Raw genomic sequence first — 22,897 nt, forward strand, 5'->3', positions numbered from 1 at the left:
GCCGGGGACGGGGGGTGGGCATGGGTCCGGGGGCCCAAGGGTGGGCCCAAGCACGGAGGGCGCGGAGAGCGAGGAAGGCGCGGAGGTCAGCCATGGGCTGCGGCCTTCCCGAAGGCGTGCCAGAGGGCGATGGCCTGGCCGCGGTTGTCGGCGTTCAGCTTGGCGAAGATGCGGTTGATGTGGTTCTTGACCGTCTTCTGGCTGATGAAGCAGGTGGTGGCGATCTGCTGGTTGGTCATGCCCGACGCGATCAACTCCATCACCTCCACCTCCCGTTGGCTCAGTAATGAATGTGCCACAACTGCTTGCGCTTGCGAAGGGGTTTGGGGGAAGTGGTGGGCGGTGGAGGGGAGTTCGCCGGGAGTGGAGGTGGGATTCGTTGCAGAAGCACAGGAAGGGGTGCCGGCGGGGGCGGGGGTGGCGCGGACGGCGGTCAGCAGGGCGGTGGAGGCGGTGGGGGTGAGATGGGCGCGGCCCACGCTGGCGTCCCGTACGGCGGCGAGGAGTTGCTCCGCGGTGAACTCGCCGTGTACGAGGTAGCCGCTGGCGCCGAGCCGCAGGGCCTCATGGACGATGTCGATCTCCCCGCTGTAGGTGGTCATCAGGACCGGGGCCAGCGGGACGAGGTGGGGCAGCGCGGTCAGGCCGTCGACGCGGGGCATCCGGACGTCCAGCAGGATGACGTCGGGGCGGTGGCGCCGGGCCTCCTCGTGTGCCTCGCGGCCGTCGGCCGCCTGCCCGGCCACCACGAAGTCGGGATGGGCCGAGAGCAGCGCGGTCAGCCCGGCCCGGACCACCGGGTTGTCGTCGGCGATCACCACCCGGAGGGGGTCGTCAGACATGGTGCGGCCTCCTGGGGGGAGAAGCGGCGGTGAGGGAGTGGACGGGGAGTTCGAGGCGCACCTCGGTGCCCTTGGCCGCCTGGCCGCGGCCGATACGGATACGGGCGCCGATGGACGCGGCGCGTTCCACCATGCCGACCACCCCGAAGTGCCCCGAGCGGCGCAGGCCGTCCAGGGTGGTGCCGGCGGGCAGCCCGGTGCCGTCGTCGTAGACGCTCATCCGGAGGATGCCGCCGTCGACGCCGGCCGTGACGGCGATATAGCTGGGGCGGGCGTGGCGGTGGGCGTTCTCCATGGCCTCGGCGGCGACGGCGACCAGCTGGCGGGCGACGGACGGGGGCACCCGGGGCGGGCCGGTGAGTGGTGGGGCCGGTGGGCGGTAGGCGGCGGTGACGGTGTGCCGGGTGCCGAAGTCGGCCGCCCGGGCGGAGAGTTCCGCGGCCAGATCGACCCGCCCGTCCAGCCCGGCCTCACGCCGCAGGTCGTCCAGGAGTTCGCGGGACTCGGCGGCGGCGCGGCGGGCCGAGCGGGCGACCAGTTCGGCCTGCCGGCGCAGCGCGGGCGGCTCCCCCCGGTCGGCGGTGGCCGCGAGACCGTCCGCCGCCAGCGCCAGACCGTGCAGGGTCTTGGCGACCGAGTCGTGCATCTCCCGGGCCAGCCGGGCCCGTTCGGCCTCGACCGCGCCATGGGCGGCCAGCCGGGCCCGGGCCTCGGTGAGCGCCTGGCTCGCCGCGCCGAAGTCCAGGATGAGACCGCGCAGGGTGGAGCCGCCCGCGCCCGCGATCACGCACAGCCCGGGGAACAGGAGGGAGGAGGGTTCGAGGGCGACCTCGCGGTTGACCCCGTAGGCGAGCAGGAGCAGCAGCGACTGGAGGACGGCGAAGAAGGCGGCGCCCCGCCAGCCGTAGAGGAGCCCGGCCAGGAACGGGGTGCAGAGGGTGACATAGGCGAGTACGGACTCCGGGGAGGCGGTGGCCAGCAGCAGCGCCCCGAACAGGGCGTCGGCGGCGAGCACCGCCGGGTGGCGCAGCAGTATCCGGCCGAACCGCTCCCAGTCCCGTAGCACCACATAGGACACCATGAAGGTGACCAGCACCGCGGCGCCCACCAGCCACTGGCCCAGCCCGGGCGCGGCGCCGTCCAGGGCGAACGGGACGGCCAGCACGATCATCGCCAGCCGGAAGCCGAACACCTGGCGGCAGAGCGCCTGGAGGGCGTTCAGCTGGAGGGAAACCTCCACAGAGGGCTGAGGGGCGGGGCGCGACCCGGATCCCAGGGGGAGCATCGGGGGGTCACCTCCGTCCTTGGCCGGCGGGCCGCCGTACACGGTGCTCAGCCGCCGAGCAGCTCGGTGAAGTCGACACCGGAGCCGTAGTAGAAGCTGAGCGCGATCAGGATCATTGTGGCGGGGAGCATCACCAGCGTCACCACGAGTGTGGTCTTCGGCACCGCCTTGGCCGCGGTGCGGCGGGCGTTCTGGGCGTCGGTGCGGCGCATGTCGTTGGCGATCTGGATGAGGGTGTCCACGATCGGCGCGCCCAGCTCCTCCCCCTGCTGGAGCGCGGTGACGAACATCGAGACCTGGTCGGAGGAGTTGCGCCGGCGCAGTTGGTCGAAGGCCTCCCGGCGGCTGACGCCCATGTCCATCTGGCGCAGGGTGACGCGGATCTCGTCGGCCCACGGCCCGGCGTACTTGTCGGCGACCCGGTCCAGCGCCTGGCGGAAGCCGAGTCCGGCGGAGACCACGACGGCGAGGACGTCCAGGAAGTCGGGCAGGGTGCGTTCGATGTCGTCCCGGCGGCGCCGGATGGCGATCCGGAGCAGCACGTCGGTCCAGGTGAGGCCGTAGAGGAGGACGATGACGGCGGTGGCCCACTGGCCGCGGAGGAGGAGCGCCAGGCAGGCCAGGACGCCGAGGGTGCCGTAGACGGCGCGGCGGGCGGCGTAGCGGTCCACGGTCATCCCGCCGGGGTTGCCCGCCATGTCGATCCGGCGGCGCAGCGCGTCGACCCGCTTGGGCCCCATCAGCCCGAGCACGGCCGGCGCCCAGCGCATACCGAGCCGGTCCACGCCGGAGCCGACGGCGGTGGTGCGGGTGGCGCCGACCTCCAGGGCGAGGACCAGGTCTCCGGGGAGTTTGGCGTCGGCCCGGTACATCCGGACGCCCGCGAACGCCCCGTACACAGACAGGGCGGCGACGGCGGCGAGCAGCAGTCCCACGACGGACTCCTTTCCCTCAAAAGGCGGGTCAGACGCGGACGCGGGAGAGGCGGGCGATGACGGCGTAGCCGAGGGCGTAGAGGGCGAAGGCGAGGACGCAGCCGATCTGCCCGGCGGCCGAGCCGGTCATCTTCTCCAGGGCGCCGGGCTGCATCCGGTTGATCAGCAGCAGAAAGCCCAGGCCCAGCAGCGGCAGCGCCACGGCGGAGACCCGGACCTGGGAGAGCAGGGTGGTGACCTCTCGCCGGGTCTCCTTGCGCTCCTCCAGGGTGGTGGTGAGGTTGCGCAGTGAGGAGACGACCTGGCCGCCGGCCCGGTTGGAGAGCACCAGGGTGGAGACCAGGACCATGAGTTCGCGGGAGGGCAGCCGGTCGGCGAGGTCGCCGAGGGCGTCGTCCAGGCTGTGCCCGAGGGCGAGTTGGTCGGCGACCTTGCGCAGTTCCTCGCCGGCCGGGTCGTCCAGCTCGTCGGCGGCCATGGCGATGGCGGTGCGCAGCGCCAGTCCGGCCTGGGTGGCGTTGGCCAGGACACGGGTCAGCTCGGGGAGTTGGTTGATGAACGCCTCGGTGCGCTTGCGGCGCTGCCAGGCGAGGAAGGCGGTGGCGCCCCAGATGCCCGCGAGGGCGGCCAGCACACCGAAGAACGGGGCGAACACGGCGCTCATCGCTAGGTAGACGCCGAGCAGCGCGATGAGCGCGTAGGCGGTGTACTCGCCGGGGGTGAGGTCGAGTCCGGTGGCGGCGATCCGGCGTTCGAGGCGGCGCCCGTAGCGGGTGGTGCGCAGCCGGCGGTCCAGGCGGGTGAAGCGCCGGCGGCGGCCCGCGGGTCCGGGCAGGGCGGTCTGGGACATCCGGTCGACCAGGGCCTGGCGCTGGGCGGCGCCGGACGCGTAGACGTGCACACCGACCACGCCCAGCAGGCAGGCGAGGACAGTGACGCCGAGGGTCAGCAGCGGAAGGTTCATGGCGGAGGGTTCCCGGAGCGGTGCGGTCAGAGGCGGAGATTCCCGAGCGATGGGGTCAGAGGAGGGACGGGGGCGGCGGGCGGCGCAGGGCGAGTTGGGCGTCGGTGTGGGCGACGCCGAAGGCCGCGGGGATGACCTCGCCCTTGAGATAGAGGCGTTCGGCGATCCGGCGGGGCAGCGGGTGGTAGGTGAACCGGCCGTGCACCCGGCCGTCGGCGGTCATCGGCTCGGCGGCGAAGTGGCAGACGGTGGCGATGCGGTAGTCCTCGCGGCCGTGCGAGTCCACGATCGCCACCTCGGTGATCTTGCGGGCGCCGTCGGCGTGCCGGGTGAGCTGGACGATGACATCGACCGCGCTGTTGATCTGGTCCTTGATCGCGGCGAACGGCACCTCCACCTCCGACATCGAGCCGAGGGTCTGCAACCGCATCAGCGCGTCCTCGGCGCTGTTGGCGTGCACGGTGGCGAGCGAGCCGTCATGGCCGGTGGACATGGCCTGGAGCATGTCCAGGGTCTCCCCGCCGCGGACCTCGCCGACGATGATCCGGTCCGGCCGCATACGCAGCGAGTTGCGGACCAGGTCGCGGATGGTGACCCGGCCCTTGCCCTCCACATTGGGCGGGCGGGCCTCCAGGGTGATCACATGGGACTGCTGGAGCTGGAGTTCGGCGGAGTCCTCGATGGTGACGATCCGCTCGCCCTCCGGGATGAGCCCGGAGAGGGAGTTGAGCAGGGTCGTCTTGCCGGTGCCGGTGGCCCCGGAGACGATCACGTTGAACTTGGCCCGGACCAGTCCGGCGAGCAGCATCACCATGTGCTCGTCCAGGGTGCCGAGACCGACCAGCTCCTGGAGCGAGAAGGCGCGCGGGAAGCGGCGGATGGTGAGGATCGGCCCGCTGAGGGAGAGCGGCGGGATGATGACGTTGACCCGCTCCCCGGACGGCAGCCGGGCGTCCACCATCGGATTGGACTCGTCCACCCGGCGGTTGACGGTGGAGACGATCCGCTCGATGGTCTGCATCAGCTGCTCGGTGGAGGAGAACCGCATCGGCAGCTGCTCCAGCCGCCCGCGCCGCTCCACATACACCTGCTCCGGCCCGTTGACCATGATCTCGCTGATGGAGGCGTCTTCGAGGAGCGGTTCGAGGATGCCGAGGCCCAGGGCCTCGTCCACCACCCGGCGGATCAGCTGGGAGCGCTCGGCGGAGGACAGGACGGGGCCCTCGCGGCTGATGATGTGCCCGAGGACGCGTTCGAGCCGGGCCCGCCGTTCGGCCGCGGCGAGCGCGGACATCTCGGCGAGGTCGATCTCCTCCAGCAACTTGACCCGGTAGACGCCGACCAGGTGGTTCTCCTCGCCCCGGCTCCCGCCGGCGGGCTCGGGCGGCGCGGCAAGACGTGCGCGCAGGCTCATGTCCGCTCCCTGTGGGTGGTCGGCGGTCCCGGTCGGTGGGTGGTGGGCGGTGCGGCCCGGTGGACGGGGGGCGGTCCCGGCCGGTGGATGGTGGCCGGTGCGGCTCGGTGGACGGTGGGGGGCATCGTCACTCGTCCGGGTCGGGGGCGGTGACGGGCATGGTGGTGGTGCGTACGGCGCTGGGCAGCGTGAACAGCGGCAGGACGGCCGGGATGGGTACGGTGGCGGTGGCCGTCACCTGGTCGGCGCCGGCGCCGGCGGGGGCGCTCACCTGGGGGTCCAGCCAGCCGCTGACGGCGGCCTGTCCGGCGGCTTGGCCGTCGCCGCCCTGGGAGGCCACCCTGGCAGCCGCCCGGGCCGCGGTGCCGGCCTGCTGCATGGCGTACGCGGCGATGCCGAGCTGGAGGGCGGCCAGCGCGGCGATCAGCAGTACGGCGATCCAGCCGGCGAACTCCAGCGCGGCCTGCCCGGAGTCCCGGCCCGGGCACTGTTTCGCGGTCTCGCGGCTCACGGGATGTCCACCTCCTCGGAGGCCACCGCCGCCGTGCCGTTGACCGGCACCGGGACGTCGAAGCCGGGGAACAGGACCGGCATGTTCATGGTGACGGTGGCGGTGTAGAGGTCGCCGCTCTCGCCGCAGGCGGCGCTGGCGCTCCAGGAGCCGTTGACGGTACGGGCGGCCGCCGCCTGGCAGGCACCCGCGCCGGACACCGCCCCGGCCCGGGCCGCCTCGTCGGCGGCGTTGCCGGCCAGTGCGAAGGTGTAGCCGACCAGGGCGGTCTGCCAGAGCAGGGCGATGGTGCCGAGGACGATCGGCACCATTCCGGTGAACTCCACGGCGACCTGGCCCCGGTCGCCCCGGAGGACGCGGCGGAGACGGCGGGCGGGCGGGAGGCCGGGCCCTCGGCCGCCCCGGAGCACGCGGCGCGGAAGGCGGACGTCCGGGCCGCCGGGTTCGGCCACACCAGCCGCGTGGCCGCCGGCCCCCCGGAGCACCCGCGCCACACGGGAAGGGCGCCCCCCTCCCCGTACCGCCCCCATCGCCCTCACCGGTGCCGCCCCCGTCGCAGCCCCACCGAGCCGCGGTCGCCGCGGAAGCGGGTGGCGGCGCGGGGCTCGGCGTCCGGGGCCCGCACCAGGCCGAGTTCGGCGGCGAGGGCCCAGAGTGCCTGCTTCACCGTGGACTTGGCGTCCAGGTCGTGCATCCGGCCCGCGTCCACCACCGACTGGAGTTCCTTGAAGTGGGCCGGGACGGTGGTGCGGGCCACCCGGGTGCCGGTGACCTTCTGCACCAGCGGCGGCTGGATCTCCGTGGACCGCACCTGCCGGTTGACCACGGTGAGCGTCTCCTCCGCCTTGCGGATCTGGAGCCGGTCCCAGAGCCGGACCATCCGCTTGGCGGCGCGCACCGCGACCACGTCGGGGGTGACCACCAGCAGCGCGGTGTCGGCCATCTCGACGGCGGCGGCGTTGGCGGTGTCCATATGGGTGCCGCAGTCCACGACGACCACCTCGTAGCGGGTGCGCAGGGCGCTGAGTATCTGCCGTACGGAGCGGTCGGTGACCTCCTCGCCGCGCTCGCCGTCGGCGGGGGCGAGCAGCAGGGCGAGCCCGGAGGGGTGGGCGAACATGGCGTCCTGGAGGACCCGGGGCGAGATGTCCTGGATGGTGGCGAGGTCCACCACCGAGCGGCGGAACCGCACGTCGAGGTAGGAGGCCACGTCGCCGGACTGGAGGTCGAGGTCGGCCAGGGCGGTGCTGTGCCCGGAGGCGCGGGCGGCCAGGGCGAGTTGGACGGCGGTGACGGTGGTGCCGACGCCGCCCTTGGCCCCGGTGACGGCGACGACGGTGCCGCCGGGCCCGGTGGGTGACTCCCCGCCGTGCCCGAGGTGGCGGCGTACCCCGCTGGACCAGCCGGCCGCCGACTGGACGCGCTGGGCCAGTTCCTCGTACGAGAGCGGGAGCCCGACCAGGCCGCGGGCGCCGGAGTCCATGGCGGCCGAGTACAGCCCGGGGCTGGTGTCGCCGGTGACCAGGACGACCCCGACCGCCGGGAAGCGCAGGGCAACCTCGCGGATCAGCTCCAGGGCCGGGACGGGGCCGATCCGCTCGTGGACCAGGACCACCTCGGGCAGCTCGTCCAGGGACTCGGCGGCGAGCCGGGCGAGGGTGTCGATGAGGGAGGTCGAGTCGCCGACCGGGCCGACGGGTTCGGCGTCCGGGAGCTGGCTGAGCAGGGTGGTGACGGAGCGGGCGGCGTCGGCGTCCCCGACGGCCGGGAGGATGCGTGTGGTCATCCGGCCCTCACTTGTTCTTGTCTTCGTCGAGGGTGTAGGTGCGTTCGCCGGCGGCCACGGCGGGCGGGCCGTCCTTGGGCAGCAGGGCGAGGCGGACGTGTTCGGCGAAGGACTCGGCGTAGGCGACGCGCTGGGCGTCGGCGGTGCTGAGGGCGAAGGTGATGGGGACGGCCTCGCTCTGCCCGACGGTGCGGTTGCCGTCCCGGCGGGCGTCGATCGGGGTGAGCTTGCCGACGTCGATGACCCGGGCGCCGGCCACGATCAGCCGGGACTCGGCCACCGCCTTGTCGCCGCGCCCCTCGTCGTCGAAGGTGGCGAAGATGTTCACCGAGGCGCCGGCGGTGATCTTCCCGGCGACTCCGGTGGCGGCGTCGATCATGATGGCGATCTCCTGCTGGCCGGATGCCAGGGCGGGGCGGTCGGCGGCCATGTCCCGCTGGAGCAGCGAGCCCTCCTTGAGGTCAGAGACGGCGATCTTGCCGTTCAGCGCGCGCAGATCGGTCACCGCGCTGTCGGAGAGCCAGCGCTCGGGCATGCTGATCCGCTCGAACCGGTCGGCGGTGAGCGGGGTGTACGCCGGGATGTCGGCCTTCACCCGGTACGCGCGGACCTCCGGCCCCACCTTGGAGTTGACGTCGCTGACGACCCAGACCACCCCGGCGAACGCGGCCAGCGCGCAGACCACCGAGAGGACCAGCAGGACGACGCCACGGCGCTGACGTGAGTTCATGGGCGGGGCAACCTCGGAGGGAGTGGGTCGGCGGCACGGCGGGTGGCGGCGGGCGGGCTCGTCGGGGTCATCCGGGGCCCTGCCGTACGCCGCGGGTGAGCGCCCGCCGCCCGGGCGCGGGCACCAGCCGGGCCCCGGAGGCGGCGGGGGCCGGGGTGCGCCGGGGGTCCTCCTCGGCGGCGCCCGGTACCGGGGCCGCGCAGAAGCCGCAGCGGTCCCCTATCAGGTCCGCCCCGCACCAGGAGCAGACCTCCCGGCGTACCGAGGCGACCAGCCGGTAGAGCATCGACAGATCGGGCAGATACGCGGCGAACTCGACCAGCTTCGGCGTCCCCCACCATCCGGGCGAGCTCTCCGGCGGCCCGGCTTCGGCCACCTCGCCGACCCGCCAGGCCGGGGCGAGGGCGTCGGTGACCCAGGTGGCCGTCGACTGCCCGCGGGCCACCAGCAGCGAGGTGGCGAACTGCGGTCCCGGCAGCTCCGCGTCCGCGCCGCCGATCCGCACCAGCCTCGGCGTGGGGTTGGCCAGCACGGCGAACTGGGCGCCGGGCATCCAGGAGCGGGCGTGCGAGCCGAGGTCCACCGGCAGCCGGTCCAGCCGGGCCACCGAGTGCAGCAGGGCGCCCGCGTACACATAGTGCGAGAGTAAGCGGGCGGCGGAGGCCAGCACCCCGGGGCTGACGTCGCAGACCGACAACTGGCGCAGCTGGCGCACCAGTACGGCCAGCCCTAGCGGTGGCAGATCGCTCTTCAGCAGGGCGATGCGGTCGCTCTCCAGCAGCGAGCGGACGGTGTGCAGCCGGCGCTCGTGGGCGGCCAGCAGGGAGGACGGGTAGAGCACCAGGAGATGGCCGTGCTGCTCGACCAGCACCTGTGCGTCGGCCACCGCGGCGTCCAGCGGCTGGGCGTCCGGCGGCGGGAACAGGGCGGCGGTCGGCGTCTGGTGGTCGGTCGGCGGCAGCACCAGATCGGCGCTGGTGACGGCGATGGCGGTCGGCACGGTGGTTCCCCGTTCAGCTCCGGTCCACCGGCATGCCGGTGGCCCCGCAGACAACTGCACCCGGGCTCTGGGCCTGTTGCGGCCTGTGGCGGGCCATGGCGGCCTGTCTCTCCCTGCTTCTTCCTGCTCACTGCGGGTCATACACGTCATGCACTCTAACCACGTCTCCGTGGCCGGAGAACAGCTTTCGATCGCCGGCTGAGGAGGAGCGGTGATCCCCGGTGGTGACCAATGCGGACGAAGCCGTCAGGAGTTGACTCCCGTACCAACTTCCGTCCCTGTCAGAGGCCTTGACAATCACATTGGTCTGGACCAACTTAACGCCATCCCCACCTTCTCTCCCCCGGCCATCCCCACCTTCTCTTCCTCCGCCATCCCCACCCTTCTCCGTAGGTCCCGACGGGCTCCTCCCCGCCCCCAGGGGCCCCTCCCCCACGAAAGGCTCCCCCGTGGACGACCGCACCGACCGCACCGATCACACCCCCATACCCCCACGCCGCCGACGGCTGCTCGGCAGCGGGCTGGCCCTCGCCGTCGGCGCCGGGTTCGCCCTCGTCGGCCCGATCGCCGGCACCGCCCAGGCCGCCGACATCAACGTCGCCAAGAACCCCGGCTTCGAGTCCGGGCTCGCCAACTGGAGCTGCTCGGCCGGGAGCGGGTCCGCCGTCTCCTCGCCGGTGCGCTCCGGTACCGCCGCCCTGCGTGCGGCCCCCGGCGGGCAGGACAACGCCCGCTGTTCACAGCAGGTGAAGGTCAAGCCGGGCTCCACCTACACGCTGAGTGCCTGGGTGCAGGGCGGCTACGCCTATCTGGGCGCGACCGGCACCGGCACCACCGACGTCTCCACCTGGACGCCCGACTCCACCGGCTGGAAGCAGCTGTCCACCCGCTTCACCACCGGCGCCAACACCACCACCGTTACGGTCTACACCCACGGCTGGTACGGCCAGTCCGCCTATCTGGTGGACGATGTCTCCGTGCTCGGCCCGGACGGCGGCGGGGGCACCGACCCGGAGCCCGGCGTCCCGGCCACCCCGGCCGGGCTGACCACCGGGGCCACCACCACCAGCTCCGTCGCCCTGAGCTGGAACGCCGTCTCCGGCGCCACCGGCTACCACGTCTACCGGGACGGTACGAAGGTCCAGTCGGTGAGCGGGACCTCGGCCACCGTGACCGGGCTGGCCGCCGACACCTCGTACGGCTTCCAGGTGACCGCCGCCAACACGGCGGGCGAGTCGGCGCGTTCGGCCACCGTGACCGCGCGTACCGCCAAGCCGGGCGGCCAGGACCCGGACCCCAACCCCTCGGTGCCCAAGCACGCGCTGACCGGCTACTGGCAGAACTTCGACAACGGCGCCACCGTGCAGAAGCTGCGGGACGTGCAGGCGCAGTACGACATCATCGCGGTCTCCTTCGCCGACTCCACCACCACGCCCGGTCAGATCGTGTTCAACCTGGACCCGGCGCTGCGCTACTCCTCGGTGGCCGAGTTCAAGGCGGACATCGCGGCCAAGAAGCAGGCCGGCAAATCGGTGATCATCTCGGTGGGCGGCGAGAAGGGCAACGTCACCATCAACAGCGACGCCTCGGCCACGGCGTTCGCCAACAGCGCTTATGCCCTCATGCAGGAGTACGGCTTCAGCGGGGTGGACATCGACCTGGAGCACGGCATCAACTCCACCTTCCTCACCAAGGCGCTGCGCCAGCTCTCGGCGAAGGCGGGCCCGGGGATGGTGCTGACGATGGCCCCGCAGACCATCGACATGCAGAGCACCGGCACCGAGTACTTCAAGACCGCGCTGGCCGTGAAGGACATCCTGACCGTGGTCAACATGCAGTACTACAACAGCGGTTCCATGCTGGGCTGCGACGGCAAGGTGTACTCGCAGGGCTCGGTGGACTTCCTCACCGCGCTGGCCTGCATCCAGCTGGAGGGCGGCCTGGCCCCCTCGCAGGTGGGGCTCGGTGTGCCCGCCTCCACCCGCGGCGCGGGCAGCGGCTATGTCTCCCCCGCCATCGTCAACAACGCCCTGGACTGCCTGACCCGGGGCACGGGCTGCGGCCAGTTCAAGCCGTCGAAGACCTACCCGGGGCTGCGCGGCGCGATGACCTGGTCCACCAACTGGGACGCCACCGCGGGCAACGCCTGGTCGAACGCGGTGGGCCCGCACGTGCACAACCTGCCGTAAAGATCCCTCGGGAGTCACCAGGGAAGGTCGCGGACCTGCTGGACGCAGAGCACCACGAACAGCAGGCCCGCGGCCGTCAGCATGCCGTTGCTCAGCCAGCCGTTGCGCCATTCGGCGGGCGTACGGGAGGAGTTGAGCAGCCAGACCAGGGTGAGCGCCAGGAACGGCATGAAGAAGGCGCCGATCACCCCGTAGACGATCACCAGTCCGAACGGCTGGTCCAGGAAGAGCAGCGCCATCGGCGGGAAGGTCAGCCACAGCAGATACCCCCGGAAGGCCACCGACTTCTCCCGCGCCCCACTCGCCACCTCCTTGGTGGCGCCGTCCGGCCCGGCCGCCGCCTTCCGGGCCTTCATCTGCGCGGTGAAGTCGGCGAACATCAGCGAGACGCCGTGCCACACCCCGATCAGCGAGGTGATGGAGGTGGCGAAGAAGCCGATCAGGAACAGCTTGGCGGTGGCGGTGCCGTACCGGTCGGCGAGCACGTCCCCGAGGTCCAGCAGCCCCTTGTCGCCGGTCGCCAGCGCCACACCCGAGGAGTGCAGCAGCTCCGCGCCCACGAACAGCATGGCGATCACAAAAATGCCGGTGGTGACATAGGCGACCCGGTTGTCCAGCCGCATCACCTTCATCCAGGAGGTGTCGGTCCAGCCCTTGGCGTTGACCCAGTAGCCGTAGGCGGCGAGCGTGATGGTGCCGCCGACGCCGCCGATCAGGCCCAGGGTGTAGATCAGCGAGCCGTCCGGGAGGACCGGGGCCAGCCCGGCGAACGCCTCGCCGAGGTGCGGGGTGACCCGGACCGCCAGATAGACGGTGACCACGAACATCACGCCCACCAGCACCGTCATGACCTTCTCGAAGACCGCGTACCGGTTGAACCAGACGAAGACCAGTCCGCCGACCCCGCAGAGCACGGCCCACCACTTCAGGTCCATCACCTCCGGGAACAGCGCCTGGAGCGGTAGCGCGCTGGAGGACATCGCGGCCGCCCCGTAGACGAAGCCCCACACCGCCACGTAGACCGCGAAGTAGCCGGTGGTCCAGGCGCCGAGGCTGCGCCAGCCGTCGAACAGGGTACGCCCGGTGGCCAGATGCCAGCGGCCGGCCGCCTCGGCGAGCGAGATCTTCACCAGGCAGCCGATCACGGCAGCCCACAGCAGGGTGTAGCCGAACTTGCTGCCCGCGATCAGGGTGGCGACCAGGTCACCCGCGCCGACCCCGGTCGCCGCGACCACGATCCCGGGCCCGATCGACCGCCAACTCGCCTTGCGCATACGGGTGTCCCGCGCGCCGGAAGCCTCCGCGTCCGCCCGCCCCACCGCACCCCCGCCGCCACTGCCGCCGTCCATCTCGCGCCGCCTTCCCTCCGGACCGATGCCCCGGGTGATCGCTCTGCTCGGTATCCGGTCCGTACCCAGCGGCCAGGGCTCTCGCACTCATGTCCGCGGCGACTCCCGGCCGAGATGCCACCTTGACGGGTCCATGCCATCAGCGGACCATGCCTGCCACGGGGTCACCCGCCCCGTACCCCCCACCGCAGGAGACATCCATGCGACTTCGCATCCGCGGCAGGCGCGCGGCCGGCACCTCGGCCGTCCCGGGCGGCCGGCGCGGCAGACGGCCCCTCGCCCTCACCGCGCTGCTCACCCTCGCCCTCGCCGCCCCCCTCACCGCGACCGCCACCACCGGCGACACCGGATCGTCCTCGATACCGGTGGCCCCCGCCTCCGCCGGCGAGGAGGTGATCCGGCAGTACGAGATCCACGGCCCGTCCACCCCCGCCGAGCGCACCGCCATCGCCGCCACCGGTGTCTCGATCGACGAGGCGAGCGGCCATGCCGTCGTGGTCAGCGCCAACGCCGAGCAGGCCGCCCGGCTACGCGCCCGGGGCCACCGGCTGGAGGCTCTGCCCGCGCCGCCCGCGCGCCGTGGTGCCACCGCCGCCGCCCAGCCCTTCGACTTCCCCTCGGCCGACTCCCGCTACCACAACTACGCGGAGATGAACGCCGAGATCAACCAGCGGCTCCAGCAGTACCCGAACATCATGAGCCGCCGGGTGATCGGCAAGTCCTACGAGGGCCGGGACATCGTCGCCATCAAGATCAGCGACAACGTGGCCACCGACGAGAACGAGCCGGAAATCCTCTTCACCCACCACCAGCACGCCCGCGAGCACCTGACCGTGGAGATGGCCCTCTATCTGCTCCGCGAGTTCGGCGCGGGCTACGGCAGCGACTCCCGGATCACCAACGCGGTCAACAACCGTGAGATCTGGATCGTCCCCGACCTCAACCCGGACGGCGGCGAGTACGACATCGCCACCGGCTCCTACCGCAGCTGGCGCAAGAACCGGCAGCCCAACTCCGGTTCCTCCTACGTCGGCACCGACATGAACCGCAACTGGAACTTCAAGTGGGGCTGCTGCAACGGCTCCTCCGGCTCCACCTCCTCCGAGACCTACCGCGGCCGCGCCGCCGAGTCGGCCCCCGAGGTGAAGGTCGTCGCCGACTTCGTCCGCTCCCGCACCGTGGGCGGCAAGCAGCAGATCAAGGCCGCCATCGACTTCCACACCTACAGCGAACTGGTGCTCTGGCCCTACGGCTACACCTACAACGACACCGCCCCGGGCCTGACCCAGGACGACCGCGACGCCTTCGCCACCGTCGGCCGCAAGATGGCCGCCAGCAACGGCTACACCCCCCAGCAGTCCAGCGACCTCTACGTCACCGACGGGTCGATCGACGACTACCTCTGGGGCGCGCACAAGATCTTCGGCTACACCTTCGAGATGTACCCCCGCTCCGCCTCCGGCGGCGGCTTCTACCCGCCCGACGAGGTCATCGAGCGCGAGACCTCCCGCAACCGCGACGCCGTCCTGCAACTGGTCGAGAACGCCGACTGCATGTACCGCTCCATCGGCAAGGAGCAGCAGTACTGCTCCCCCACCCGCTGACGGCCCTCTCAGCACGACGAGCGGCCCCGCCGGAGATCAAACTCCGGCGGGGCCGCTTTCGTGTGCCCGGGGCTCACACCACCAGGCTGAGCGCCGCCGCGACGGCGAAGCCGGCGAGGGAGAGGACGGATTCCAGGACGGTCCAGGACTTGAGGGTGTCGCGTTCGGAGATGCCGAAGTACTTGGCGACCATCCAGAAGCCGCCGTCGTTGACATGTGAGGCGAAGATCGAGCCGGCCGAGATGGCCATGATGACCAGGGCCAGGAAGGGCTGGGAGTGGTCGGAGCCGTCCAGGAGGGGGAGGACGATGCCGGCGGTGGTGACGATGGCGACGGTGGCCGAGCCCTGGGCGACGCGCAGGACGAGGGAGATGAGGTAGGCCAGGACGATGACCGGCAGGCCGATGCCGTGGAAGGTGTCGGAGAGGGCCTGGGCCACGCCGCTGGCCTTGAGGACCGCGCCGAAGATCCCGCCCGCGCCGACCACCAGCAGGATGTTGCCGACCGGCTTGAGGGAGGCGGTGGAGACCGACTCCAGGGACTTGCGGGTCCAGCCGCGGCGGATGCCGAGGAGGTAGTAGGCGAGGAGCAGGGCGATGGTGAGGGCGGTGAAGGGGTTGCCGAAGAACTCGATCACCGAGCGGAGGGGGGAGGGAGCGAGGGTGATGGAGGAGAAGGTGGCGGCCAGGATGAGGACCAGCGGGGTGCCGATGATGGTGAGGACGGTGATGAGGGAGACGGGGGCCTCGTCGGTGCCCTCGCGGTCGGCGGCGACCGCGGCCTTGGCGTCCTCGGCGGCCTCCACCATGTCCTGCGGTACGGGGACGAAGACCCGCTTGCCGATCCACGCGGCGTAGACCCAGGCGGCCAGCACGGCGGGGATGCCGACGGCCACGCCCATCACGATCACCCAGCCGAGCGAGACCTTCAGCAGTCCGGCGGCGGCCACCGGGCCGGGGTGCGGGGGCAGGAAGGCGTGGGTCATCGACAGCCCGGCGAGCAGCGGCATCGCGTAGAGGAGGATGGACTTGCCGGATCGGCGGGCGGCGGCGTAGACGATCGGCGCGAGGACGAAGATGCCCACGTCGAAGAAGACGGGTATGCCGAAGATCAGGCCGGTCAGCCCCATGGCGAGCGGGGCGCGCCGCTCGCCGAAGAGGTGCAGCAGCCGGTGGGAGAGCACCTCGGCGCCGCCGGAGACCTCCAGGATCGCGCCGAGCATGGTGCCCAGGCCGATGATGATGGCCACATGGCCGAGGATGCCGCCCATGCCGGTCTCGATGACCGAGGTGGCGGCCGACTTCTGGACGGTGCCGAAGAGTTCGGTGACCGAGAGCCCGGCGGCGAGGCCGACGGCTATGGAGACGGCGAGCAGCGCGACGAACGGCTGGAGCCGGGCTCTGATAATCAGGAAGAGGAGCAGGGCTATGCCCAGGGCGGCCACGGTGAGCAGCCCGGCGGTGCCGTCGATCAGGGTGAGCAGCCCGCCGGTGTGCGGGGTGGGCGGTGGGGGTGCGTCAGCGGCGAGGAGGTCCACGGTTACCGGTCCTTGCGGTGGGGCGGCGGGGCGTTTTCGGCATGGGTGGGGCGCGGCACGGCGCCGGGGAATGCGGCGCCGTGCCGGGGCGGGGTCCTTCTGAGGAGTGCGGGAGTGCGGAGTGGGGGTCAGCCGAGGACGGCGAGGGCGTCGATCTCGATCAGGAGACCGGCCGGGAGGCCCACATAGACGGTGGTGCGGGCGGCGGGCGGGCCGGCGAGATCCTTGAAGTACTCGTTGTAGATCTCGTTCATCTCGGCGAAGTGCGCGGTGTCGGTGAGGTAGACGCGGATCATCACCGCGTCCTCCCAGCTCGCGCCGCCCTCCTTCAGGATCGCCTCGACGTTGGCGAAGGTCTGCAGGGTCTGCTCGCGCAGGCCGGGCCCGGCGGGGGTCGGGGCCTGGCCCGGGGTGGCGGGCAGGAAGCCGACCTGGCCGGCGACCTGGAGGATGTTGCCCTTGCGCACGCCGTGCGAGAACTTCGCCGGCGGGGTGGTGTGGGTGGGCGGGGTGAGGGCGGTCTGGGCGTGGGACTGCTGGGGGGTGGTCATGGTGCCTCTTCCTTGCCGGGCTCCTGGCCGGCTGTGGTGGGGGTGCTGCCGGAGTAGTCCCGGCTGATGGCGTCGGCGGTGCGGCGCACCAGCGGGAGCAGGGTGAGGAGTTCCTCGGCGGTGACGACCACATTGGGCGCGGACACCGACATGGCGGCGGCGACTCGGCCGTCGGCGCCGCGCACAGGGGCCGCGACGCAGTTGATGGACTCCTCGTGGCCGCCGAGGTCGGTGGCCCAGCCCTGTTCGCGTACGGTCGCCAGCTCCTTGAGGAAGGCGGCGGCGTGCGGGATCGAACGGGCCGTGTACATGGGGTAGTCGAGCTTGGCGGCGAGGGCGCGGCGCTCGGGCTCGGGGAGGTCGGCGAGGAGCAGCTTGGCGACGGCGGCGACAGTGATGGCGACCGGCTTGCCGATGCGGGAGTACATCCGTACCGGGTAGCGGCTGTCGACCTTGTCGATGTACAGCACCTCGCCCTCCTCGTACACCGCGAGGTGCACGGTGTGCCCGGTCTGCTCGCCGAGGCGTACGAGGTGGGGGTGGGCGACCTCGCGGACGTCGAGGTTCTCCACGGCCTCCTGGGCGAGGGCGAAGAGGCGGGCGCCGAGGCGGTAGCGCTGGTCGTCCTGGCGGTAGACCAGGCCGTGCTCGTGCAGGGTGCGCAGCAGTCGCAGGGCGGTGGACTTGTGCACGCCGAGGGCGGCGGCGACCTGCCCGAGGTCGGCGGGGCCGCGGGCGAGCAGCGGCAGGATGCTCAGCGCCCGGTCGACGGTCTGGCTCATGGTGTGGCTACCTCCTGGTCCTCCCCCGTCCAGCCGGGGCCGAGGTGCAGTCTCCCCCAGGCGGCATCGTCCAGGTCGGCCAGCCGGTCGGCGCGGTCGCGGGGCGGCGGCGGGGCGAGGTCGCCGGGGACGGTGAGGGCGGCGGCGGCGGCCAGATGGCCGTGCCGGACCCGGGCCCGCAGCGGCAGTCCGCGCAGGGTGGCGGAGAGGAACCCGGCGGCGAAGGCGTCCCCGGCGCCGACCGGCGCGACCACGTCCACCCGGGGCGCGGGCACCTCCACCGGGTCGGCGCCGACCGCGTACACCACGGCCCCGTCCGCGCCCCGCTTGACCACCAGCACCTCCGGTTCGGGGAGGGCGGCGCGGATGGCGCCGGGGCCGTGCAGTGCGAAGGCGTCGGCGGCCTCGTCCTCGCCGACGAACACCAGGTCGGCGCCGCGCGCCAGGTCGAGCAGGACTCCGGCGCGGGTGGGCTCGGGCCACAGTCCGGGGCGGTGGTTGACGTCGAAGGAGACCAGGGGGCGGCCGGGGCGGCGGGCGGTGAGCGCCCGGGTGAGGGCGAGGCAGCCGGACGAGAGGGCGGCGGTGATCCCGGAGAGGTGCAGCACGCGCGTGTCGGCGAGGTCGGCGGGGCGCAGGGTGTCCGGGGACATCGCGGAGGCGGCGGACCCGGTGCGGTAGTACAGCACCTCGTGGGTGCCGCTGGCCCGGTCGGTGGCGGTGCGGAAGTAGATGCCGGTGGGGCGGACCGGGTCGCGGCGTACGGCGGAGGTGTCCACCCCGTACGCGGCGATCGCGGCCACCAGATGGTCGCCGAAGCCGTCCGCGCCGACCCGGCTGACCCAGCGGGTGCGGTGCCCGGCGGCGGCCAGGGCGCAGGCGACATTGGACTCGGCGCCGCCGATGGTGCGGGTGAAGGAGGGCACCTCGGCGAGGCGGCCGGGGCGGGAGGGCAGGAAGGTGACCATGGACTCGCCGAGGCAGACGACGTCGGTGCCGTACGGAGGCGGGGAGCCCGCGGCGGCTGCTCCGGTGCCGGGTACGGTGCCGACCTCCGAGGCGGCGGCCGTCGGGGCAGCGGCGGACGCCGACGCTCCGGGGCCGGTCGTCGGGGCAGCGGCGGACGCCGGCGCTCCGGGGCCGGTCGTCGGGGCAGCGGCGGACGCCGGCGCTCCGGGGCCGGTCGTCGGGGCAGCGGCGGACGCCGGCGCTCCGGTGCCGGTCGTCGGCTCGGCGGTGGCTGCTCCGGTGCCGGGTGCGGTCACGTCGAGGGGCTCCTCACGGCGGATGCTGGTCGGGGGCGGGATGGGGAGTGGGATGGCGGGGATGGGGGGAGGGTGTGCGGGGTGGCCGGGTCCGTTGACCGGGCGATGAGCCGGATGCTAGACAGCGGTGAGCGTTCTACGCAATGACCGTTGCAGTAAATGCAACACCACCTCGTACCGCACCGGAGGGCACCGTGGCCGCCGATCATCCGCACACCGAGCGCGTCGACCACCGTTTCAAGGCGCTTCCGCCGGACGCCGAGGGGCTGACCGTCGGCGAGCTGGCCGCCGAGCGCCGCAACCTGTTCAGCGGCGGGTTCACCACCCCGGTGCTCGCCCTCTCCGCCGAGTCGGTGGAGCACAATCTGCGACTCCTTGAGACCTACGCCGAGCGGCATGGGCTCGCCTTCGCCCCGCATGGCAAGACCTCGATGGCCCCACAGCTCTTCGACCGCCAACTGAGCTACGGGGCCTGGGGGATCACCGCCGCCGTACCGCACCAGGCCCGGGTGTACCGGGCGTTCGGGGTGCGGCGGATCTTCCTCGCCAACGAGCTGGTGGACGCCGCCGCGCTGCGCTGGCTGGCCGGTGAGCTGGACGCCGACCCGGAGTTCGGCTTCATCGCGTATGTGGACTCGGTACGCGGGGTGGAGCTGATGGACCAGGCCCTCGCGGCGGCCGGGGCGGTGCGGCCGGTGGAGGTGGTGGTGGAGCTCGGTGCCGGTACGGGCGCCCGGACCGGGGCACGTACCGAGGCCGACTGCGCCGCCGTGGCCGACGCGGTCGCCGCCGCGCCCACGCTGCGGCTGGTGGGGGTCGCCGGGTACGAGGGCGAGGTGCCGGACGCCACCGAGGAGCGGGTACGCGCCTGGCTGCACCGGCTCACCGGACTGGCCGCCGACTTCGACCGGGCCGGGCGGTTCGGCCCGGAGGTGGAGCGGATCGTGGTGAGCGCGGGCGGCAGCGCCTGGTTCGACACGGTGGCCGAGGTCTTCGCCGAGCTGCCCGACCTTTCCCGACCGGTGCTGAAGCTGCTGCGCTCCGGGGCGTATGTCTCCCACGACGACGGCCACTACCGCCAACTCACCCCGTTCAACCGGGTGCCCCAGGAGGGCGCGCTCCAGCCGGCCTTCCGGCTCTGGGCCCAGGTAATCTCCCGGCCCACGCCCGGGCAGGCCTTCGTCAACGCGGGCAAGCGGGACGCCGCCCACGATCTGCATCTGCCCGAGGCCCAGGTGGTCCGCTCGGCGCGGGACGGCTCCATCCGCCCGGCCGAGGGGATCACCGTCACCGGGCTGTCCGACCAGCACGGCTGGCTGACCACGGCGGAGGGCGTGGAGCTGGAGGTCGGCGACTGGGTGGGCCTGGGGCTGTCCCACCCCTGCACGGCCTTCGACAAGTGGCAGCTCATCCCGCTGGTCGAGGCCGACGGCACCGTCACCGACTACATCCGCACCTTTTTCTAGGAGTCAGGGCAGGCCATGGACCTGGTGATACGGGATGTGACGGTGGTCGACGGCGGCGGCGGGGCCCCCTACCGCGCCGACGCCGGGATCAGCGGCGGCAGGATCGCCGCCCTGCGCCGGGAGGGCGAGCCCTCGCTGAGCGGGCGGCGGGTGCTGGACGCGCACGGGCTGGCGCTCGCCCCCGGCTTCATCGACATGCACGCCCACAGCGATCTGGCGCTGCTGCGCGACCCCGACCACAGCGCCAAGGCCGCCCAGGGCGTCACCCTGGAAGTCCTCGGCCAGGACGGGCTGTCCTACGCCCCGGTGGACGACCGCACCCTGGCCCAGGTGCGCTCCGCCATCACCGGCTGGAACGGCGACGGCTCCGACGTCGACTTCGACTGGCGCACGGTCGGCGGCTATCTGGACCGGCTGGACCGGGGCTTCGACGGCCAGGGCATCGCGGTCAACGCCGCGTACCTGGTCCCCCAGGGCACGGTGCGGATGCTCGCCATGGGGTGGGAGGACCGCCCGCCCTCCCCGGGCGAGCTGGAGACCATGCGGCGGCTGGTCGCCGAGGGGCTGGAGCAGGGCGCGGTCGGGCTGTCCTCCGGGCTGACCTACACCCCCGGGATGTACGCGGACGACGCCGAACTGACCGAGCTGTGCCGGGTGGTGGCCACCTACGGCGGCTACTACTGCCCGCACCACCGCAGCTACGGCGCCGGGGCGCTGGAGGCGTACGCGGAGATGGTGGCCCTGACCCGGCGTGCGGGCTGCGCCCTGCATCTGGCCCACGCCACCATGAACTTCGGCGTCAACCAGGGGCGGGCCGGGGAGCTGCTGGCCCTCCTGGACGGGGCGCTCGCCGAGGGCGCCGACATCACCCTGGACAGCTACCCGTACACCCCGGGCTGCACCACCCTGGTGGCGATGCTGCCCAGTTGGGCGGGCGAGGGCGGCCCGGACGCGGTGCTGGCCCGGCTGGCGGACGAGGCCGTGGCCGGGGAGATCCGCCGCCATCTGGAGGAGCTGGGCTCGGACGGCTGCCACGGGGTGCCGATCGACTGGGAGACGATCGAGATCTCCGGGGTGTCCGATCCGGCGTTCGCCGCGTACGTGGGCACCACCGTGCGGGCGGCCGCCGAGGCGCGCGGCGAGGCGCCGTGGACCACGGCCCGCCGGCTGCTGATCGGCGACCGGCTGGGCACGACGATCCTCCAGCATGTGGGCCATGAGGAGAACGTCCAGGCGATCATGCGCCACCGGGTGCACACCGGCGGCTCGGACGGCATCCTCCAGGGCGCCAAGCCGCATCCGCGCGCCTATGGCACCTTCCCGCACTATCTGGGCCACTACGCCCGCGAGCTGGGCGTGCTGTCCCTGCCGGAGGCGGTCGCCCACCTCACCTCCCGGCCCGCCGCCCGGCTCCGGCTGCCCGACCGGGGCCTGGTCCGCGAGGGCTACCGGGCCGACCTGGTCCTCTTCGACCCGGAGACGGTCGCCGCCGGCTCCACCTTCGAGCGGCCCCGCACCCTGCCGACCGGCATCCCGTATGTACTGATCGACGGCCGGTTCACCATCGAGGACGGCCGCCGCACCGACGTGCTGGCGGGCCGCGCGGTACGGCGTACGCCGGTGTGAGGGCCGCCCGTCACGCCCCTATGTCTCCCTCCTCGGCGCCCACTGCCTCCCCGGCGCCCACTGCCTTCCCGGCGCCCGCTGCCGTCTCCAGCAGCCGCAGCACCTCGGCGGCGACCAGCTCCGGGGCGCCGATCGGCACCATATGGTCGGCCTCCTCCGCGACCACATGCCGGCCGCGCGGGGAGCGGGCGGCTCGCTCGGCGTTGGCGGCGGTGACCGCCACCCGCACCCGCGGCCCCATCCCGGGCGAGGTGCGGCCCGCCGAGATCACCGTCACCGGCAGATTGCCCAGCTCCGGCGGCGCGGCCTGCATCGCCCGCAGATCCGGCACCACCGACCCCAGCTCGGCGGCCCGGGTGCGCATCGCGGCGACCGTGAACCCCTCGGCCCGCATATCGGCGGCCGCGTCGGGCGGCAGCGCCGCGAGCACCCCCCGGTAGGCGAAGGCCAGCAGCCCGAGCCGGGCCAGCCAACTGCTGGCCAGCTGCCCCACCCTCTCCGCCCGCCGGGTGGCCGGGGCGTACACCAGCTCGCAGTCCTCGTCGGTGGGGTCCACCAGCACCAGACCGGCGATCCGCTCCGGCCGCGCCCCCGCCGCCAGCCGCACCACCGGCCCGCCCCAACTGTGGCCGACCAGCAGATACGGCCCGGGGCCGAGGTGGTCCAGCAGCTCGCCCAGGTCCTCGGCGAGCCTGCTCAGCGGCCGGGGCGCCGGATCGGCGGGGCTGCGGCCGAGACCGCTGCGGTCATAAACCACCGCCCGGGCGGCCTTGGCCACCGCCCGCTGCACCGGCGCCCAGTAGGACAGACCGGCCGCGAGTCCCCCCTCGAAGACCACGGTCACCGGGGCGGCGGAGGGATCGGTGGAGGGGCCGGCGGCCGGATCACCGGAGGAGGCGGCCGGATCGGTGGAGGAGACGTTCCCCGGCCCGGGCAGCTCCCGGTAGAACAGCTCCCGGCCGTCCCGGGTCCGGGCCGTCCGGCCGGCCCCCTGGCTGTGCTCCTGAGACACGGCAACTCCCCTTCCGGCGAGGCGGCGAGGCGGATCGCAAGCCCGACCC

At 73.0% G+C, this 22,897-nt stretch carries 20 protein-coding genes; 4 read left to right on the forward strand and 16 right to left on the reverse strand.

Features of this window, described 5'->3' with window-relative positions:
• Positions 1-86 precede the first annotated feature (86 nt).
• The 10 genes from ABZ945_RS04205 to ABZ945_RS04250 all read right to left on the reverse strand — a co-directional run bounded on the left by ABZ945_RS04205 (position 87) and on the right by ABZ945_RS04250 (position 9,467).
• Positions 87-842: a response regulator transcription factor gene (locus ABZ945_RS04205; RefSeq protein ID WP_361263537.1), complete on the reverse strand. Its 756-nt coding sequence runs from the start codon at positions 840-842 to the stop codon at positions 87-89.
• Entirely contained in the window at positions 835-2,127 is a 1,293-nt protein-coding gene (locus ABZ945_RS04210) for a histidine kinase (RefSeq protein ID WP_361263540.1), read from the reverse strand. Before ABZ945_RS04210 ends, ABZ945_RS04205 begins: the two co-directional genes overlap by 8 nt.
• 47 nt (positions 2,128-2,174) lie before the next feature.
• Positions 2,175-3,062 carry a DUF5936 domain-containing protein gene (locus ABZ945_RS04215; RefSeq protein ID WP_361263543.1) on the reverse strand — a complete coding sequence of 296 codons (888 nt, stop codon included), beginning with the start codon at positions 3,060-3,062 and terminating at the stop codon, positions 2,175-2,177.
• Between the two features lie 28 nt (positions 3,063-3,090).
• Positions 3,091-4,026 carry a type II secretion system F family protein gene (locus tag ABZ945_RS04220; RefSeq protein WP_361263546.1) on the reverse strand — a complete coding sequence of 312 codons (936 nt, stop codon included), beginning with the start codon at positions 4,024-4,026 and terminating at the stop codon, positions 3,091-3,093.
• Positions 4,027-4,081: 55 nt separating this feature from the next.
• The gene (locus ABZ945_RS04225) at positions 4,082-5,440 is read right to left on the reverse strand and encodes a CpaF family protein (protein ID WP_361263549.1); all 1,359 of its coding nucleotides are present in this window, start codon (positions 5,438-5,440) and stop codon (positions 4,082-4,084) included.
• Between the two features lie 127 nt (positions 5,441-5,567).
• Positions 5,568-5,951, reverse strand: coding sequence for a TadE/TadG family type IV pilus assembly protein (locus ABZ945_RS04230; protein WP_361263552.1), 384 nt, complete (start codon positions 5,949-5,951; stop codon positions 5,568-5,570).
• The gene (locus tag ABZ945_RS04235; protein WP_361263555.1) at positions 5,948-6,277 is read right to left on the reverse strand and encodes a pilus assembly protein; all 330 of its coding nucleotides are present in this window, start codon (positions 6,275-6,277) and stop codon (positions 5,948-5,950) included. The genes ABZ945_RS04230 and ABZ945_RS04235 overlap by 4 nt, the downstream gene beginning before the upstream one ends.
• 209 nt (positions 6,278-6,486) lie before the next feature.
• Positions 6,487-7,737, reverse strand: coding sequence for an AAA family ATPase (locus ABZ945_RS04240; RefSeq protein WP_361263558.1), 1,251 nt, complete (start codon positions 7,735-7,737; stop codon positions 6,487-6,489).
• 7 nt (positions 7,738-7,744) lie between these two features.
• Positions 7,745-8,467 (reverse strand): Flp pilus assembly protein CpaB, encoded by a 723-nt coding sequence (gene cpaB / locus ABZ945_RS04245; RefSeq protein ID WP_361263561.1) that lies wholly within the window; start codon positions 8,465-8,467, stop codon positions 7,745-7,747.
• 67 nt (positions 8,468-8,534) lie between these two features.
• Complete coding sequence (locus ABZ945_RS04250; RefSeq protein ID WP_361263564.1) at positions 8,535-9,467, reverse strand: hypothetical protein; 933 nt, start codon at positions 9,465-9,467, stop codon at positions 8,535-8,537.
• A gap of 506 nt (positions 9,468-9,973) precedes the next feature.
• Between ABZ945_RS04250 and ABZ945_RS04255 the strand changes: the two genes are divergently transcribed.
• Complete coding sequence (locus tag ABZ945_RS04255; protein ID WP_361263857.1) at positions 9,974-11,656, forward strand: glycoside hydrolase family 18 protein; 1,683 nt, start codon at positions 9,974-9,976, stop codon at positions 11,654-11,656.
• 14 nt (positions 11,657-11,670) lie between these two features.
• On the opposite strand, the gene ABZ945_RS04260 is transcribed toward ABZ945_RS04255, so the two are convergent.
• A complete protein-coding gene (locus tag ABZ945_RS04260) occupies positions 11,671-12,930 on the reverse strand; it encodes an Nramp family divalent metal transporter (protein ID WP_361263860.1) in 1,260 nt (419 codons plus the stop codon).
• A gap of 275 nt (positions 12,931-13,205) precedes the next feature.
• On the opposite strand from ABZ945_RS04260, the gene ABZ945_RS04265 reads away from it, so the two are divergent.
• Entirely contained in the window at positions 13,206-14,609 is a 1,404-nt protein-coding gene (locus ABZ945_RS04265) for a M14 family metallopeptidase (protein WP_361263567.1), read from the forward strand.
• 73 nt (positions 14,610-14,682) lie between these two features.
• Here the strand turns inward: ABZ945_RS04265 and ABZ945_RS04270 are convergent, their stop codons facing one another.
• The 4 genes from ABZ945_RS04270 to ABZ945_RS04285 form a co-directional block, all read right to left on the reverse strand.
• On the reverse strand, positions 14,683-16,146 hold the full coding sequence (locus tag ABZ945_RS04270; RefSeq protein ID WP_361263570.1) for a gluconate:H+ symporter: 1,464 nt from the start codon (positions 16,144-16,146) through the stop codon (positions 14,683-14,685).
• Positions 16,147-16,274: 128 nt separating this feature from the next.
• On the reverse strand, positions 16,275-16,697 hold the full coding sequence (locus ABZ945_RS04275) for a RidA family protein (protein WP_361263573.1): 423 nt from the start codon (positions 16,695-16,697) through the stop codon (positions 16,275-16,277).
• On the reverse strand, positions 16,694-17,479 hold the full coding sequence (locus ABZ945_RS04280; protein WP_361263576.1) for an IclR family transcriptional regulator: 786 nt from the start codon (positions 17,477-17,479) through the stop codon (positions 16,694-16,696). Before ABZ945_RS04280 ends, ABZ945_RS04275 begins: the two co-directional genes overlap by 4 nt.
• A complete protein-coding gene (locus ABZ945_RS04285; protein ID WP_361263579.1) occupies positions 17,476-18,744 on the reverse strand; it encodes a sugar kinase in 1,269 nt (422 codons plus the stop codon). Before ABZ945_RS04285 ends, ABZ945_RS04280 begins: the two co-directional genes overlap by 4 nt.
• 194 nt (positions 18,745-18,938) lie before the next feature.
• Between ABZ945_RS04285 and ABZ945_RS04290 the strand changes: the two genes are divergently transcribed.
• A complete protein-coding gene (locus tag ABZ945_RS04290; protein WP_361263582.1) occupies positions 18,939-20,210 on the forward strand; it encodes an alanine racemase in 1,272 nt (423 codons plus the stop codon).
• A 15-nt stretch (positions 20,211-20,225) separates the two neighbouring features.
• Positions 20,226-21,836 (forward strand): D-aminoacylase, encoded by a 1,611-nt coding sequence (locus ABZ945_RS04295; RefSeq protein ID WP_361263584.1) that lies wholly within the window; start codon positions 20,226-20,228, stop codon positions 21,834-21,836.
• Between the two features lie 10 nt (positions 21,837-21,846).
• Here ABZ945_RS04295 and ABZ945_RS04300 read toward each other — a convergent pair whose 3' ends face one another.
• Positions 21,847-22,848: an alpha/beta hydrolase gene (locus ABZ945_RS04300; protein WP_361263587.1), complete on the reverse strand. Its 1,002-nt coding sequence runs from the start codon at positions 22,846-22,848 to the stop codon at positions 21,847-21,849.
• Positions 22,849-22,897: the final 49 nt, after the last annotated feature.

This window comes from Streptomyces sp. NPDC046887 (assembly GCF_040644755.1).
GTDB classification, from domain to species: domain Bacteria; phylum Actinomycetota; class Actinomycetes; order Streptomycetales; family Streptomycetaceae; genus Streptomyces; species Streptomyces lichenis.